Source organism: Candidatus Pelagibacter sp. PS_37 (assembly GCF_059417825.1).
Genome location: NZ_CM182067.1, coordinates 1,305,657 through 1,320,532 on the forward strand (window position 1 = coordinate 1,305,657; position 14,876 = coordinate 1,320,532).

General features: G+C 30.6%; 17 protein-coding genes. 7 read left to right on the forward strand and 10 right to left on the reverse strand.

The genetic code is table 11. The features are described 5' to 3' along the window. Positions 1 to 4 precede the first annotated feature (4 nt). Entirely contained in the window at positions 5 to 2,077 is a 2,073-nt protein-coding gene (gene pnp / locus AC5SL9_RS06930; protein WP_006997515.1) for a polyribonucleotide nucleotidyltransferase, read from the forward strand. Positions 2,078 to 2,150: 73 nt separating this feature from the next. Here pnp and AC5SL9_RS06935 read toward each other — a convergent pair whose 3' ends face one another. The 4 genes from AC5SL9_RS06935 to fabA all read right to left on the reverse strand — a co-directional run bounded on the left by AC5SL9_RS06935 (position 2,151) and on the right by fabA (position 5,134). Beyond that, positions 2,151 to 2,543 carry a cupin domain-containing protein gene (locus AC5SL9_RS06935; protein WP_271616622.1) on the reverse strand — a complete coding sequence of 131 codons (393 nt, stop codon included), beginning with the start codon at positions 2,541 to 2,543 and terminating at the stop codon, positions 2,151 to 2,153. Between the two features lie 93 nt (positions 2,544 to 2,636). Then, on the reverse strand, positions 2,637 to 3,422 hold the full coding sequence (locus AC5SL9_RS06940; protein WP_006997513.1) for an enoyl-ACP reductase FabI: 786 nt from the start codon (positions 3,420 to 3,422) through the stop codon (positions 2,637 to 2,639). After that, the gene (gene fabB, locus AC5SL9_RS06945; RefSeq protein WP_271563956.1) at positions 3,423 to 4,634 is read right to left on the reverse strand and encodes a beta-ketoacyl-ACP synthase I; all 1,212 of its coding nucleotides are present in this window, start codon (positions 4,632 to 4,634) and stop codon (positions 3,423 to 3,425) included. Next, entirely contained in the window at positions 4,634 to 5,134 is a 501-nt protein-coding gene (gene fabA, locus AC5SL9_RS06950) for a bifunctional 3-hydroxydecanoyl-ACP dehydratase/trans-2-decenoyl-ACP isomerase (protein WP_020168997.1), read from the reverse strand. The genes fabB and fabA overlap by 1 nt, the downstream gene beginning before the upstream one ends. A gap of 73 nt (positions 5,135 to 5,207) precedes the next feature. On the opposite strand from fabA, the gene AC5SL9_RS06955 reads away from it, so the two are divergent. The 4 genes from AC5SL9_RS06955 (at position 5,208) to AC5SL9_RS06970 (ending at position 8,142) form a co-directional block, all read left to right on the forward strand. After that, positions 5,208 to 5,636, forward strand: a complete 429-nt coding sequence (locus AC5SL9_RS06955) for a Fur family transcriptional regulator (protein ID WP_494574062.1) — start codon at positions 5,208 to 5,210, stop codon at positions 5,634 to 5,636. Positions 5,637 to 5,740: 104 nt separating this feature from the next. Then, a complete protein-coding gene (locus AC5SL9_RS06960) occupies positions 5,741 to 6,157 on the forward strand; it encodes a rubrerythrin family protein (protein ID WP_006997509.1) in 417 nt (138 codons plus the stop codon). A gap of 57 nt (positions 6,158 to 6,214) precedes the next feature. Next, a complete protein-coding gene (locus tag AC5SL9_RS06965; RefSeq protein ID WP_494574063.1) occupies positions 6,215 to 7,546 on the forward strand; it encodes a (Fe-S)-binding protein in 1,332 nt (443 codons plus the stop codon). Between the two features lie 2 nt (positions 7,547 to 7,548). Beyond that, positions 7,549 to 8,142, forward strand: a complete 594-nt coding sequence (locus tag AC5SL9_RS06970; RefSeq protein ID WP_006997507.1) for a DUF3501 family protein — start codon at positions 7,549 to 7,551, stop codon at positions 8,140 to 8,142. Here AC5SL9_RS06970 and AC5SL9_RS06975 read toward each other — a convergent pair. Genes AC5SL9_RS06975 through ubiE form a run of 6 tightly spaced genes read right to left on the reverse strand, consistent with a single transcriptional unit; the run spans position 8,135 to position 13,263 of the window. Continuing rightward, a complete protein-coding gene (locus tag AC5SL9_RS06975; protein ID WP_006997506.1) occupies positions 8,135 to 8,584 on the reverse strand; it encodes an SH3 domain-containing protein in 450 nt (149 codons plus the stop codon). The two genes, AC5SL9_RS06970 and AC5SL9_RS06975, sit on opposite strands and share 8 nt — an antisense overlap. After that, positions 8,581 to 9,336 (reverse strand): HesA/MoeB/ThiF family protein, encoded by a 756-nt coding sequence (locus AC5SL9_RS06980; RefSeq protein ID WP_271486380.1) that lies wholly within the window; start codon positions 9,334 to 9,336, stop codon positions 8,581 to 8,583. Before AC5SL9_RS06980 ends, AC5SL9_RS06975 begins: the two co-directional genes overlap by 4 nt. Then, positions 9,333 to 9,770: a dUTP diphosphatase gene (dut, locus tag AC5SL9_RS06985; RefSeq protein WP_006997504.1), complete on the reverse strand. Its 438-nt coding sequence runs from the start codon at positions 9,768 to 9,770 to the stop codon at positions 9,333 to 9,335. The genes AC5SL9_RS06980 and dut overlap by 4 nt, the downstream gene beginning before the upstream one ends. A gap of 6 nt (positions 9,771 to 9,776) precedes the next feature. Beyond that, entirely contained in the window at positions 9,777 to 10,982 is a 1,206-nt protein-coding gene (gene coaBC / locus AC5SL9_RS06990) for a bifunctional phosphopantothenoylcysteine decarboxylase/phosphopantothenate--cysteine ligase CoaBC (protein WP_271564426.1), read from the reverse strand. Positions 10,983 to 10,990: 8 nt separating this feature from the next. After that, positions 10,991 to 12,559: a 2-polyprenylphenol 6-hydroxylase gene (gene ubiB / locus AC5SL9_RS06995; RefSeq protein ID WP_494574064.1), complete on the reverse strand. Its 1,569-nt coding sequence runs from the start codon at positions 12,557 to 12,559 to the stop codon at positions 10,991 to 10,993. After that, positions 12,559 to 13,263, reverse strand: a complete 705-nt coding sequence (gene ubiE / locus AC5SL9_RS07000; RefSeq protein WP_011281685.1) for a bifunctional demethylmenaquinone methyltransferase/2-methoxy-6-polyprenyl-1,4-benzoquinol methylase UbiE — start codon at positions 13,261 to 13,263, stop codon at positions 12,559 to 12,561. The genes ubiB and ubiE overlap by 1 nt, the downstream gene beginning before the upstream one ends. A gap of 35 nt (positions 13,264 to 13,298) precedes the next feature. Between ubiE and mutM the strand changes: the two genes are divergently transcribed. Then, a complete protein-coding gene (gene mutM, locus AC5SL9_RS07005) occupies positions 13,299 to 14,162 on the forward strand; it encodes a bifunctional DNA-formamidopyrimidine glycosylase/DNA-(apurinic or apyrimidinic site) lyase (RefSeq protein ID WP_011281686.1) in 864 nt (287 codons plus the stop codon). Between the two features lie 50 nt (positions 14,163 to 14,212). Further along, the gene (rpsT, locus tag AC5SL9_RS07010; RefSeq protein ID WP_026362696.1) at positions 14,213 to 14,473 is read left to right on the forward strand and encodes a 30S ribosomal protein S20; all 261 of its coding nucleotides are present in this window, start codon (positions 14,213 to 14,215) and stop codon (positions 14,471 to 14,473) included. Positions 14,474 to 14,876: the final 403 nt, after the last annotated feature.

The window sequence follows — 14,876 nt, forward strand, 5'->3', positions numbered from 1 at the left end:
ATAGATGTTCAAAGTATACAAGAAGGAAATTGAAGTAGCAGGTAAGAAGATAAGTTTAGAAACAGGTAAGGTAGCAAGACAAGCAGACGGAGCAATCATTGCTTCATGTGGTGAAACAGTTATTTTAGCAACAGTAGTAGGAGCCAAAAAAGTAAATCCAGATATGGATTATTTTCCTCTGTCTGTAAATTACCAAGAAAAATATTATGCAGGTGGTAAAATTCCTGGTGGATATTTTAAAAGAGAGGCAAGACCAACTGAAAGTGAACAATTGATTTCAAGATTAATTGATAGACCCATCAGACCTTTGTTTCCAAGTGAATTTAAAAATGAAGTTCAGTTGTTACCAACTGTAATTTCATATGATAAAGACAATCAACCAGATATTTTAGCAATTACAGCTTCATCAGCTGCATTAGCCATTTCAGGAATGCCATTTATGGGACCTGTAGGTGCTTCAAGAGTTGGTTTAGTTGATGGAAAATACATATTAAACCCATCAAAAGCTGAGTTAGAAAACTCTACTTTAGATTTAGTTGTAGCTGGTACTAAAGATGCTGTGCTGATGGTTGAGTCAGAAACATCAGGTTTAACAGAAGAAGTAATGTTAGATGCAGTTAAGTTTGGTCACGAAGGTTTTGTTCCAGTAATCGAAATGATCGAGGAACTTGCAAAAGAATGCAGGAAACCAGAATGGACTGTTGAGAAAAAAGATTTATCGGAAGTTAAGAAAAAACTTGAAGAAAACTTTACAGAAGATTTAACTAAAGCTTTTGCAACAATAGACAAACAAGAACGATCAAATCAAATTTCAGAAATTTCTGATAAAGCAAAACAACTTTTTGCAGAGGATGAAAATTATTCTGATTTTAACGTTAATGATGAATTAAAAAATCTTGAAAAGAAAATTGTTAGAACTGACATTCTTAAAAATAAAAAAAGAATTGATGGCAGAGGCTTGGCTGATGTAAGAGCTATTGAGTGTGAAGTTGGTGTTTTACCAAGAACTCACGGATCAGCTTTATTTACAAGAGGTGAAACACAAGCGATTGTGGTTACTACTTTAGGTACATCTGATGACGAACAAAGATTGGAAAGTTTAGATGGACAGCATAGAGAAAGATTTATGCTTCATTACAACTTCCCTCCTTTCTCAGTTGGTGAAACTGGAAGAATTGGAACTGGAAGACGTGAAGTTGGTCATGGAAAATTAGCATGGAGAGCAATTAACTCTTCATTACCTCCAAAGGAAGAGTTTCCATACACTTTCAGAATAGTGTCAGAAATTACAGAATCCAATGGTTCTTCATCAATGGCAAGTGTTTGTGGTGCATCTCTTGCACTTATGGATGCTGGAGTGCCAATTAAAGAGCCAGTTGCAGGTATTGCTATGGGGTTAATTAAAGAAGGCGATGACTTTAGTGTCTTGTCAGATATTTTAGGTGATGAAGATCACCTAGGAGATATGGATTTTAAGGTTGCTGGAACTAAAGATGGAATTACTTCGCTTCAAATGGATATTAAAATTACAGGTATCACATTTGAAATCATGGAGCAGGCCTTAAAACAAGCAAAAGAAGGAAGAATTCATATCTTAGGTGAAATGAATAAAGCTTTAAGTGAATCAAGAGCTGATGTTGGTGAACACACTCCAAAAATGGAACAAATTACTGTTGATAAAAAAGATATTGCAGCTGTAATTGGAAAAGGTGGAGCAACGATTAGAGAAATTGTTGAAAAATCAGGTGCTAAACTAGATGTGAACGATGAAGGTGTGGTCACTGTTGCTGCTCCGGACGAAGAGTCTAGAAACATTGCTATGCAAATGATCAAAGACATCACAGCAAAAGCTGAACTAAATAAAATTTACTCAGGTAAAGTAATGAAGATTATGGAGTTTGGTGCATTTGTAAATTTCTTAGGCAAACAAGATGGTCTTGTTCACATTTCAGAACTTGCTACTAAAAGAGTAGAAAAAGTTACTGATATTGTTAAAGAAGGTGACGAAGTAAAAGTTAAAGTGATTGGTTTCGATAGAGGTAAAGTTAAACTTTCTATGAAACAAGCTGCTGAATAATTTTTAAATTAAAATTCTAAACCCCTGGAATGAAAGTTCTGGGGGTTTTTTTATGAGGCTTTTATTAAAAACCTTACACACTCTTTTGTTTTGCTGGAAAGTATTCTACTTCTGAAAAACGATCTGTCGGAAAAATCCAATAAAATTCAAGGGTTTCTTTTCCATTATTTTTTAAGGCATGTTCAGCATTTCCAGCTATATAAACTACATCGCCCTTTTTAATTGTTTCAAGTTTACCTGATTTATTTAAAATTCCTGTACCATTGGTAACCACATATATTTCTGCTGGTGAGTGATAATGAAGTGTTAAATCTCCACCAGGCGCTATTTCAGCAAAACCAAGGGATAAACCAGAACTACCATCAAAATCTGCATCAATTAAAAATTTCCACCTTACTCCAGGATACTTTTCAGTTGATGACCATTCTTGACTCAAAACAGAAGCAAGATTTTTTACAAAAATCATTCAAAATCTTAGCTTATGTCTTATTTTTTTTAAATATAAATTATTAAGTCTAAAAAATTCTTCCAAATTTTTTTAACTAAATTTAACTATATTTTAGGTAATATTTTTAGGATCTGGCATTCCAACCTTGTTATATCCAGCATCTACGTAGTGAATTTCACCAGTAACACCATTTGCAAGGTCGCTTAATAGATATAATGCTGAATTTCCAACATCATGAATATCTACGTTTCTTTTAAGGAAAGAATGATCTTCATTCCACTTGTATAAGAATTTTGCATCTCCAATAGCAGAAGCTGCTAAAGTCTTAATGGGTCCAGCACTTATAGCATTCACTCTCATGCCTTTAGCTCCTAAATCTCTTGCAAGGTACTTAACACTTGCCTCAAGAGCTGATTTACAAACACCCATTACGTTATAATTTGGAATAGCTTTAGTAGATTCGTAAGTTAAGGTTAGCATGCTTCCACCTTCTTTCATTATTTTAGATGCTTCTTTTGCAACTTCTGTAAATGAAAAACATGAGATTAACATACTTCTTAAAAAGTTTTCTCTAGTAGTGTTTAAATACTCACCTGATAATTCTGATTTATCTGAAAATGCAACTGCGTGAACCACAAAATCTATTTGTCCCCATTCAGATTTAATATCTTCAAAAAGTTTTATTACTTCTTCTTTATTTTCAACATCACAACTAAATGTAGCTTTTGAATTTAATTTTTCTGCTAAAGGGATTACTCTTTTCTTTAATGCATCACCAAGATAAGTGAATGCAAGTTCTGCTCCAGCTTCTGCAAGTTTCTGCGAAATACCCCAAGCGATAGACCTTTCATTGGCAACGCCCATGATTAATCCTCTTTTGCCTTTCATTAAACTCATTTAGACCTTTTCAAAAATTAAAGTTGCATTTGTTCCGCCAAAACCAAAGCTGTTAGACATAACAGAGTTTAATTTAACATCTGTTTCAGTTTTAGTAACGATTGGGAATTTTTTTGCTTCATCATCCATTTCAGTGATGTTAGCTGAAGCTGTGATAAAATTATTTTTCATCATGATTAAACTATAAATTGCCTCATGAACTGAAGCAGCACCTAGTGGGTGACCAGAAAGGGATTTAGTAGAACTTATTTTTGGTACCTCAGCACCAAATGCTTCTCCAACACCTCTAAGTTCTGTTATATCTCCAACAGGAGTTGAAGTTCCGTGAGTGTTTAAGTAGTCCATTTTATTCTTAGCAGTTGCTAAAGCCATTTTCATACATCTAACAGCACCTTCACCAGATGGGGCCACCATATCATACCCGTCAGAAGTCGCGCCATAGCCTGTTAATTCAGCATATATGTTTGCACCTCTTGCTTTTGCATGCTCGTATTCCTCAAGCACCAAAACTCCACCACCACCTGCTATTACAAAGCCATCTCTAGTCTTATCATAAGCTCTAGAAGCAGTTTCAGGCGCATCATTGTATTTAGAAGATAATGCAGTCATCGCATCAAACATTGCAGTCATTGCCCAGTGTAATTCTTCACTACCACCTGCAAACACAACGTCTTGTTTACCCATTTGAATTAATTCACTTGCATGACCGATACAGTGTCCGCTAGTTGCACACGCAGAACTCATCGTATAATTAACTCCTTTAATTTTAAAAGGTACAGCAAGAGTTGCTGAAGATGTACTAGCCATAGTTCTTGGAACAATAAATGGTCCCATTAACTTTGGAGTTTTGGCTCTAGTCTTATCAACTGATAAAACAACATTTTCAATTGAAGGACCCCCAGAACCCATAACTATTCCAGTTTTAAAATTACTTATATCATTATCCTCTAATCCTGAATCCTTAATAGCTTCTTTCATTGCAATGTAATTATATGCAGATCCAGAGCCCATAAATCTGATAGTTTTTCTATCGACATGATCTTCAAGTTTAATATTTGGTTTGCCATGAATGTGGCTTCTTAAATTATGCTCTTTATATTCCTCGCAAAAAGATATTCCAGATTTTGAATTTAAAAGAGATTGATAAACTTCTTCTTGATTATTCCCCAAACAAGAAACAACTCCCAAACCTGTAACTACTACTCTTCTCATTATTTAAATAACCCCACTTTTAAACTTTCTGCTGAATATATTTTCTTGTCATCGGCAAATACTAAACCATTTGCCAAACCAACTGTTGTTCCACCTGGTGCCATAATTTTTTTCATATCAATTTCATATCTTACATTTTTAACATTTTGTAAAACTTCACCAGTGAATTTTACTGTACTCACTCCTAAAGCTCTCCCTTTGCCTGGATTGCCAAGCCAACCAAGATAAAAACCAACTAACTGCCACATAGCATCCAAGCCAAGACAACCTGGCATAACAGGGTCTCCTTTAAAGTGACAATCAAAAAACCAAAGGTCTTCTTTGATATCAAGCTCTGCTTTTAAAGAGCCTTTACTAAAAGCACCATTGTCCTCGTTGATTTCTGTTATTCTATCAAACATGAGCATTGGTGGAAGCGGTAATTTTGCATTACCTGGGCCAAAAAGTTCTCCATTTCCGCAGCTTATTAGCTCATCATATGTGAATGAGTTTTTTTTCATAAATTTCAGTCCCTTAATACTTGATTTATGATGATTATAATATAGAAATAGTTTAGAATTATTATAAATAATAATGAATAATATTAATATATACAAAAAAAAACTGAGAGAATCTGGTTTAAGACCAACTAGACAAAGGTTAAAAATCTGTGATGTATTGTTTTCACCTGAAAAAACTTTTCATTTTACGATAAATGATTTGACCAAAATTATTGAAGAAAAGTTGAGTGAAAAAATTTCCCTAGCAACAGTTTATAATACAATTCATGCATTTAAGAAAAAAGGATACTTAAAAGAAATTTCAATTAATAGTGATAAAAGTTATTTTGACACTAACGTAACTGAACACCATCACTTTTTTGACGAAGATACAAATGAGTTGATTGATTGTAGCAACGAAGAAATTGATTCAGTGAATATAAAAAGAAATATCACAGAAAAAAAAATAAAATCAGTAGAAGTATTAATTAAAGTTGCAACTGATAATCAAACTCAAAAATAATTCAATAATTTCAATAATTTAACAATTACATTAAAATAATTCTAAACTGTTGACTTACAGTTTAGAATGATTATATGTACACCATAATCATTAAGGAGAAAAATATGTCATTAAAAGGAAGTAAAACAGAAGAAAACTTAAAGGATGCATTTGCAGGTGAGAGCCAAGCAAACAGACGTTATTTATATTTTGCTCAAAAAGCAGATATCGAAGGCTATAACGATGTAGCATCTGTATTTAGATCTACAGCTGAAGGTGAAACAGGTCATGCACATGGACACCTTGAGTATCTTGAAGAAGTTGGAGATCCAGCAACGGGACTACCAATTGGTGAGACTAAAGCAAATTTAGCTTCAGCAGTACAAGGTGAAACTCATGAATATACAGACATGTACCCAGGTATGGCAAAAACAGCTAGAGAAGAAGGTTTTCCAGAAATAGCTGATTGGTTTGAAACTTTAGCAAAAGCTGAAAAATCACACGCAGGTAAATTCCAAAAAACATTAGAATCTATTGCGTAAATAAAACTTAATTTATGGTGGGGTTTTCCCCCACCATTAAATCCTAAAATTTTAAATATGAGTAAAGAAGGCAGTATAGACGCACCCATTAGACACCCAATCAATTTTGAGCATCCAGATTTTTTAGATCCTAAAAAATTAGATGACGAAATGAGAAGAGCATTCGATATCTGCCATGGGTGTAGAAGATGTTTTAATTTATGTGACTCGTTTCCAAAATTATTTGACATGATAGATGAGTCAGAAAATGAGGATGTAGAAAGTTTAAAAAGTGAACAGTTTGAACCTGTAGTAGATGCTTGCACATTGTGTGATATGTGTTTTATGACCAAGTGTCCTTATGTACCGCCACATGATTTTGATTTAGACTTTCCTCACTTAATGTTGAGATACAGAACAGCTCAAAAAAAATTAAATAAATTACCTGCAGTACCGGCACAATTAGCTCGAATTGATAGAAATGCAAAAATTGGTGTAATGTTATCATCACTTATAAACTGGGCATCAAACATTAAAAATAGATTTTTTAGAAAAATATTAGAATTAGTTGCTGGAATTGATATGAGGGTTAAGCTTCCAACCTACAATTCAGAAACATTTACAAAATATTTTAAAAAAAATAATATTCCAGTAAACAGTGAAGCTCCATCTAAAGATAGAAAAGTTGTAATTTATTCAACATGCTTTGTTAATTTTAATAAAAAAGACACTGGTGTAGCTGCATTAAAAGTTTTAAAAAAAAATGGAGTAGAGGTTCAAGAGGCTTATCCAGGTTGTTGTGGAATGCCTTATCTCGAGCAAGCAGATTTACCAAAAGTTGTGGAGCAAGCTAAAAAAGTTTCCAAAGATTTATTAGAGTGGGTAGATAAGGGTTATCAAATTATTACTCTAACAGCCAGCTGTGGTCTAATGTTAAAATTTGAATGGCCATTGCTATTACCAAACGATGAAAATATTAAAAGACTTTCAAAAAGTGTTAGTGATATAGATGAGTATATCGTTGATATTGCACAAAACGAAGGCTTAGCAGAGGGCTTACAAGAAATTGATGGTGGGGTTACAGTTCACAACGCTTGTCATGCAAGAGCACAAAATATGGGTATTAAATCTAGAGATATGCTTAAATTCATTCCTAATATAAAAATGGATGTTGTTGAAAGATGTGCTGGTCACGGAGGAACTTTTGGTGTGATGAAGGAAACTCACGATCTAGCTATAAAAGTTGGAACACCAACAGCAAAACAAATTAAAAATAAAAATAATAAATACATGGCTTCAGATTGTCCTTTGGCAGGTAAGCATTTGAAACAATTAGAAACAGACACAAATATTTCAAATGATGAGGCACTTCATCCTATCGAATTAATGGCAAAAAGTTATAGATTGTAATTATGAGTAAAGAAAAAAGACTAATAGAAAAAGAAGACTTACTACCATCTGATGTTTACGCAAAAAGTAGAAAACAAATCAGAAAAGATTTAGTTGAGTTTAAAAAAGATAGAAGAATAGCACTTGGTCCTTATGCTACTTTTTATTTTGAAAGTTTTGAAACTATGGTTGCCCAAGTTCAAGAAATGCTTCATATCGAAAAAGGTGGAGATGAGCAATTAAAAGATGAATTAATAGCCTACAATCCCTTAGTACCAAGTGGAAAAGAACTTATAGCAACACTAATGTTTGAAATTGATAATCCAATTTCAAGAGCTAAATTTTTAGGTAAAGTTGGAGGTATTGAAGAAAAGGTATTTATGAAAATAAATAATGAAATTGTTAAAGCAGTTCCAGAAGCAGATGTTGACAGAACATCAGCAGAAGGAAAAGCTTCTTCAGTACAGTTTATCCATTTCAAATTAAATGATGATCAAATTTCTAAATTTAAATCAGATAGTGCAACTATTGAACTTGGGATTGATCATAAAGAGTATACTCACACAACAAAACTATCAGAAAATAGCATTAAATCGCTATGTGATGATTTTATCTAATAGAACCCCAAATATTTTCAGTTTTGACCCAGCCTGAATAATCTTCAGTTTTTACGTTACACCATATATTTTCACATTTTTTTAAGATTAATAGTCTTCCCTTTTCTAGTTTGGCTATTGGTTTTGAAAAGTTAGATGGTTTTTTATATAAAATTTTATCTTCTAAAATAATAATAGAATTTGATTTTTTAATCTGAGAAATGTGGATCCATCCACTATTATTTTTTAAATCTACAATTCTCCTAAAATTTTCTTTTTGATCTATTTGTTTTATCGGTAAATTTATTTTTTTATAAATATATTTGATTTTTGAATCAAAACTTGGTCCATATCGAACATTTACTTTACTTTTTTTTAAAGAAAGAAACTTTTCTTCTGCCATTGAAAATTGACCAAATAAAACTGATAGACACAAAAACCAGATAGCTATTTTTTTTATCATTTACAAAAACAGTTTTTTCTTTTTTTAAGTTTAACTTTTCTAAAATTTAATTGTAATAGATCTAAGATAAAAATATATCCATCAAGGCTTTTTCCAATACCAAGTATTTTCTTTAAAACTTCATTTGCTTGTATTGTTCCAATTATACCAGCAACAGTGCCAAGAATACCTTCTGACTCGCAATTTAATAAGTCATCTGAAATATCAGAGTCTTGAAAAAAACATCTTAAACATGGAATTTTTTTATTTTTAAAATTAAAAGTAAATATATGACCGTCAAATTTACTTATGGCTCCGGTTACAAGTATTTTTTTAAATTTATAACAAAAATCATTTAATAAAAATTTTGTTGAAAAATTATCAGAACCATCAACTATATAATCATAATCTTTTATAATTTTCTTAAAGTTATTTTTATCAAGTCTTATTTTGTAAATTTTAATTTTAATACTTGGGTTTATTTTTTTAATTTTAACCCTTGCTACTTGAACTTTAAATTTTCCTATATCGCTGGTGTTATAAAGACTTTGTCTGTGTAGATTAGATAAACTAACTTTATCATCATCAACTATACCTATCGAACCAACTCCAGCTCTTGCAAGAAATTCTGCAACAGGAGATCCTAAACCACCCATTCCAACAATTAAAACTTTTGAAGATATAATTTTTTTTTGTCCAATAGTGCCAATATCTTTTAGTACTATTTGTCTTGAGTATCTTTCTATTGATGCTTTTTTTAATTGGCTATTCATTTACCTGTTGAGCCAAATCCACCATCACCTCGCAATGTATCAGGTAAATTATCTGTTTCTTCAAACTCCATCTTAATTACAGGCATTAAGACCATTTGTGCTATTCTATCTTTATTGTTGATAAGGAAATCTTCTTTACCATGATTAAAAAGTATAACTTTAATTTCTCCTCTATAATCACTATCAATTGTCCCCGGAGTGTTTAAAACTGTAATACTTTTTTTAGCAGCCAAACCAGATCGAGGACGAATTTGAACTTCATAATCCTCTGAAAATGCCATTGAAAGCCCTGTAGGAACCAAATATGAGCTATTAGGTGCTATTCTAATAGGCTCCTCTATAAAAGCCATCAAATCCATACCTGAAGCACCATCTGTTTTGTAAGCAGGTAATTCTACTTTAGGATTTAATTTTTTGATTAATACTTTAGCCACTGAATTTTAATTTAATCTTTTAATAACTCTATCTACTATTTCATCAGAAATTTCAGATTTACTTTTTATTGTAAGCCTTTCATCATCCATATTTTTATCTCTATAATAAATCGAAACTTCATTAAAACTAGAGTCAAATCCAATTGCTTTATTGGAAACATCATTTGCAATTATCCAATCACAGTTTTTTTCATCTAATTTTTTTTTTGCATTTTCTTCTATATTATTAGTTTCTGCAGCAAATCCAATTACCAACTTTGGTCTAAGAGAATTATGTTTTGATACATAATTTAAAATATCAATATTTTTTTCTAGTTCTAGATTTAATTTTTCTTGCTTTTTAATTTTGCTATTACTTATTTCTTTAACTTTAAAGTCAGCAACAGCTGCTGAAAAAATTGCTACATCTGTTGGTAAATTATTTTGTGCAGCTTTAAACATTTCGTCTGCAGTTTCTACTTTAATTAAGTTTATATTGTTGCTTACTTCTAAATTTGTAGGTCCAGAAATTAAAGTGGTTTGAAATCCTTTTTTAGCAAATGCTTTTGCTAAAGCATAACCTTGTTTTCCAGAAGATTTATTTGTTATAAATCTTACAGGGTCAATATATTCATTGGTTGGTCCAGCCGTTACTAAGGCTTTTAATTTATAATTTTTATTTAATTCACTAAAGTATAAATTAATTTCTTGAACAATATTATCTGGTTCGGTCATTTTACCTTCACCAAATTCTCCACAGGCCATATCTCCAATTTCAGGACCTATAATTTTATAACCAAATGATTTTAATTTTTTAAGGTTTTCTTTCGTCGATGGATGGTCCCACATTCTAACATTCATTGCTGGTGTTAAAAAAATATCTTTATCTGAAGCCAAAATTACAGTTGAAGCAAGATCATCTGAAGACCCTGTGCTTAATTTTGAGATTGTATTAGCGGTAGCTGGAGCTACAATAATTAAGTCTGCCCATCTAGATAGTGAAATATGATCCATTTCAGCCTCATTTTCAGAGCTAAATAAATCGTCATAAACTTTTTCTTGAGATAGTGAGGCAACGGACAAAGGAGTTACAAATTCTTTAGCACTTTTAGTAAGAATAGTTTTAACCTTTGCACCTAATTTTTTTAATGATCTGATTAATTCTAAACTTTTGTAAGCAGATATCCCACCACATATTATTAAAAGTATTTTTCTTTCAGATATATTATTCATTGTGAGAATTAAAATACTACTAGACCAAAAATTACAAGCAGTAATAAACCAACAATAGACTGATTTCTAAAGGCAGTCATTTCAGATCTCTTTTCATTTAAGGCAGTAAATGAATTTGAATTTTGGGGGATCTGTCCACTTGCTAAAAATGATAAAGCTTGATTGGCTTTATCCATAATCTCTGGAAAATCAGGCAGTCTTTTAATTACTTCAGTAGTACTTTTTAAACTTTCATTTAAGGTATTAATTGGATCTTTTGTTTCTCTTAACCAACTTTCTAAAACTGGTTTTGAAGTTTCCCATATATTGGTATTAGGGTTAAGTTTTCTCGCAACACCCTCAACCACTACCATTGTTTTTTGTAACATTAATAATTGAGGTTGAGTTTGCATATTAAATTTTTCAGTAACTTCAAAAAGTTGTTTTAATAATTTTCCCCCAGAAATATCTTTTACAGATTGACCAAAAATTGGTTCACCAATTGATCTTAATGCTTGTGCTAAATCATTAACAGGCACATCTTTAGGAACTAGACCAGCAACCAAATGTACCTCAGCAACTTTTTTGTAGTCTCTTTGAATAAATCCAAATAAAATTTCAGCTAAAAATCTTTTGCTAAGATTGTCTAATCTTCCCATTATTCCAAAATCTATAGGAACAATTTGCCCATTATCGTCAATAAATATATTTCCTTGATGCATATCAGCATGAAAAAAACCGTCTCTAACAGCATGTCTTAAAAAATGCTGAATTACATCAGAGGCTATTCTCTTAGTATCTATATTTCTTTTTTGTAAATCTTCTGTTTCACGAATAGAAACGCCTTCTACCCAATCAAGTGTCATGACATTTTCGCTTGTAAAATTCCAATAAATAGCAGGAACTCTAAAACCTGCATCATTCTTTGTATTTTCGGCATATTCATTTGCAGCTGCTGCTTCAAATCTTAAATCCATTTCTAAATTAGTTATTTCTTTAAGAAGAAAAACTACTTCTACCAATTTCAGCCTTTTTGTTTTTTTTATAAATGACTCAACCATAAAAGCAAAAAGCATCAAAGCATCTATCTCCTCATTAAATACTTTTTTTATATTTGGTCTTAAAATTTTAATAGCAACATCTTTTATGGTTCCATTGTCATTTATTTTTGCTTTATGAACCTGTGCTATTGAAGCTGCTGCAACTGGTTCACTTAAATCAATGATTGAATTGAAAGTATCATCTCCTAGGTCTTTTTTAATTATTGCTTTTGCTTCAGTTAAAGTAAAAGCGGGCAATCTATCTTGTAAGCCCTCTAACTGTTTTGCTAAATCATCTCCGATAATATCAGGTCTAGTAACCAAAAATTGTCCTAACTTAATAAATGTAGTTCCCATTAATTGTAGCGACTTAGAAAGTTTTGCTCCTTCATTTTCGTTTAAATTATTTTTATTAGGTGGAGAAAAAGAAAATGAAAGTATTTGGAAGAGAATCTTAATTGCTAATGGTGGTTTTTTAAACTTAGAAAGAATAGTTAATATATCAGAACGAGCTAATTTTCTTCCTAATTTAAATAAGATGAATATTTTTTTTAACATTAGATTTTCCAGCCTGAATGAATAGCTACAATTCCACCTGATAAGTTTCTATAACTGCAGTTAACAAATTTATTTTTATTCATTAAATCAATTAACTCTTCTTGATTAATAAACTCTTCAATACTTTTAACCAGATATTCATAAGGTTCTTTTTGTCCAACTATAGCTTTTCCAACTAAAGGAATAAGTTTTGAATAATTTTTATATATAAAGTCTAAATTAGAGTTTTGAATTTTAGAAAATTCTAAACATAAGTAACGACCTCCTGGTTTTAAAACTCTATAAGCTTCTGACAAAGCTTTATTTAGATCTTTAGTATTTCGTAGTCCAAAACTAATTGTATAATAATCACAAGAATTATCTTTAATAGGCAACTTTTCAGCTGGAGCAATTATCCAATTGATATTTTTATAAGTATTTAACTTTTCTTTGCCTTTACCAATCATCCCTTTATTTGGATCAACGCAAAATATTTCACCATTTTTATCAGTTGCATCTAAAAAAAGTTTACCAAGATCTCCAGTTCCACAGGCGACATCAATTAAAGTTTTATTATTTGAAGGGTTCATCCAACTTAATAGATCTTTTTTCCAAATTCTATGAACACCCAATGACATAAAGTCATTCATTAAATCATATTTGTCATAGACATTATCAAAGACACTTTGGACAAGGCCCTTTTTGTTTTGGAGATATTGCTGCATATTAAATTTATTATTTATTGATAATATAGTCTCAAATGCCAGAATTACCAGAAGTAGAAATAGTCAAACAATCGCTATCTAAAAAATTAGAGCATAAAAAAATCAAAAAAATAATAATTACGAATAGAAATTTAAGGTTTAAAATTCCTTTAAAATTTGAAGAATTATTAAAAAATAAAATTATTAAAAAAGTAACTAGATTTTCAAAGTATTTGATCTTGAATTTTTCTGATCAATCTTTTTGTTTAATTCATTTAGGGATGTCTGGAACTGTTCATTTAATAAAAAAAAATAATATTAGTAAGTTTACTAATACTAGTTTTTATAATTCACCAAGCCTACCAAAAAAACATAATCATGTTGAAATTCATTTTAAAGGTTTAAGAGTTATATACAATGATCCTAGAAGATTTGGATTTTTTAAATTTATAGAAAACAAGAAGGAACTTGAAAAAAGATTTAGTCATTTAGGACCTGAACCATTTTTTAAAAATTTTAACTTAGAATATTTAATTGGTTATTTCACAAATAAAAAAAAGGATATAAAAAGTTTCTTATTAGATCAAAAATTTGTATCAGGAATTGGAAATATTTATGCTAGTGAAATTTTATTTTTATGTAAAATTAATCCAATTACCTATGCATCAAAGTTAACCAAGCAAGATTGCAAAAAAATTATTACTTATTCAAAAAGTGTACTTAATAGGGCTATTAAAAAAGGAGGGTCAAGTATTCGAGATTTTAAAAACATCACTGGAAAAAGTGGAAATTTCCAAAAAGAATTTAGGGTTTATCAAAGAGAAAATCTAAGCTGCTTAAGAACTAAATGTAATGGGAAAATTCAGAAAATATTTATATCTAATAGGTCAACATTCTTTTGTAATACATGCCAAAAATAGGGAATTATTCTATTGACCAGTATAAATTCTCAAGCTATACCACTGCGCTTATGGCAAACACAAAATCAGCAATTAAAAGAATTAGAAGAATTGCTACACAAACATTGGTTAATAAGGCTCGTAAGAGCAAGTACAGAAATGCTATAAAAAAAATGAACCTTCTTTTGGTAGAAAAGAAAAAAGATGAAGCTCTAAAATTCTTGCCAAAGTTGAACTCTGAGTTAATGAAAGTTGCAAAAACTGGAATTATAAAGAAAGCAAATGCTTCAAGAAACATTTCGAGAATAACAAAGAAAATTTCAGGCTTATAATAAATTTATACGACTATTTTAAATTTCAACTAATAGTACTTACATCATATAAGAAATCAAATTTTTAGATTAACTATATATAGATTTAGTAAAACAATAAGAAACATAATTTATAAATCACACAATCATAGATTTTAAATTTGTAAAACTTAATCGTTCAATCAAACAACACTGTGGCAAAATAATTTTTAAGATTTAAAACAGACCACCTCTTGGTTGTAATATTATATCAGCTTAGAGAGAATATTCCCGTTTGAAATGAATCACCTATAGATTTAATTTATTTTTATTTTTACTAAATTATTTATTGCAAATATTAATTTTATTTATTTTTGCTTTTACAAAATTATTTATTGCAAAAAAATTATTTTGCTTCTAACTGACCTTATTCCTACAAATTTTT

Bases quoted from the DNA above. Each gene is read 5' to 3' on its own strand.
- ubiB (WP_494574064.1), bottom strand. From the start codon at position 12,559: ATGTTAAAAAAAATATTCATCTTATTTAAATTAGGAAGAAAATTAGCT.
- fabB (WP_271563956.1), bottom strand. From the start codon at position 4,634: ATGAGAAGAGTAGTAGTTACAGGTTTGGGAGTTGTTTCTTGTTTGGGG.
- rpsT (WP_026362696.1), top strand. From the start codon at position 14,213: ATGGCAAACACAAAATCAGCAATTAAAAGAATTAGAAGAATTGCTACA.
- AC5SL9_RS06965 (WP_494574063.1), top strand. From the start codon at position 6,215: ATGAGTAAAGAAGGCAGTATAGACGCACCCATTAGACACCCAATCAAT.
- ubiE (WP_011281685.1), bottom strand. From the start codon at position 13,263: ATGCAGCAATATCTCCAAAACAAAAAGGGCCTTGTCCAAAGTGTCTTT.
- AC5SL9_RS06935 (WP_271616622.1), bottom strand. From the start codon at position 2,543: ATGATTTTTGTAAAAAATCTTGCTTCTGTTTTGAGTCAAGAATGGTCA.
- AC5SL9_RS06975 (WP_006997506.1), bottom strand. From the start codon at position 8,584: ATGATAAAAAAAATAGCTATCTGGTTTTTGTGTCTATCAGTTTTATTT.
- AC5SL9_RS06940 (WP_006997513.1), bottom strand. From the start codon at position 3,422: ATGAGTTTAATGAAAGGCAAAAGAGGATTAATCATGGGCGTTGCCAAT.
- fabA (WP_020168997.1), bottom strand. From the start codon at position 5,134: ATGAAAAAAAACTCATTCACATATGATGAGCTAATAAGCTGCGGAAAT.
- AC5SL9_RS06970 (WP_006997507.1), top strand. From the start codon at position 7,549: ATGAGTAAAGAAAAAAGACTAATAGAAAAAGAAGACTTACTACCATCT.
- AC5SL9_RS06960 (WP_006997509.1), top strand. From the start codon at position 5,741: ATGTCATTAAAAGGAAGTAAAACAGAAGAAAACTTAAAGGATGCATTT.
- AC5SL9_RS06955 (WP_494574062.1), top strand. From the start codon at position 5,208: ATGAATAATATTAATATATACAAAAAAAAACTGAGAGAATCTGGTTTA.
- pnp (WP_006997515.1), top strand. From the start codon at position 5: ATGTTCAAAGTATACAAGAAGGAAATTGAAGTAGCAGGTAAGAAGATA.
- AC5SL9_RS06980 (WP_271486380.1), bottom strand. From the start codon at position 9,336: ATGAATAGCCAATTAAAAAAAGCATCAATAGAAAGATACTCAAGACAA.
- mutM (WP_011281686.1), top strand. From the start codon at position 13,299: ATGCCAGAATTACCAGAAGTAGAAATAGTCAAACAATCGCTATCTAAA.
- coaBC (WP_271564426.1), bottom strand. From the start codon at position 10,982: ATGAATAATATATCTGAAAGAAAAATACTTTTAATAATATGTGGTGGG.